A 512-nucleotide genomic window follows, 5' to 3' on the forward strand; every position below is an offset into this window, starting at 1 on the left:
TCTCGTGCGCCGCCTGCACAAGGTCTACTACGGCAACACGAAGGCCACGACCCTCCAAGCCGAAGCCCGAGCGGCGGCGATCCGCCGCAAGCACCCGCTACGCGTACTGGAAAAGATCGAGAACCTCATCGCCTCCGCCCCCAACAAGGACACACTGCGCGCACTGCTCGCGGACACCGCCGCCGAAGACATTCCCGCTGTTGCTGCCAAACACATTGAGAAGAAGCCCAAAGAGGAATACGCCCGGCTGACCCAATCCCCAGACGGGTGGGCACGCTTGACCATCTTCACCAAGGACCCGGGCCTCCTCGACTTCGCCAACGGCCTGCCCGGCGTGACCCCGAAATCCCGAGAGAAGCTTTTGGACGGCTTCAAAGAATTCGTCGAAGGCGAAACCACGCTCGCGCCGCCGCGACGCATGGTCCACGTCGTGCTCAAGCTCGACGAGATGGACAAGATTAGCCGCGGCGAAGGCGAAGACGTCACCATCCGCGCCTCGGACGGCTCAGTGC

Annotated in this window: 1 pseudogene; it reads left to right on the plus strand. The window is 63.5% G+C overall.

Going from position 1 to position 512, the window contains the following annotated elements:
• Nucleotides 1–512 (plus strand): annotated as a pseudogene (locus HMPREF3227_RS13590) (hypothetical protein); the annotation flags it as partial.

This window comes from Corynebacterium sp. CMW7794, from assembly GCF_001563605.1.
Lineage (GTDB): Bacteria > Actinomycetota > Actinomycetes > Mycobacteriales > Mycobacteriaceae > Corynebacterium > Corynebacterium phoceense.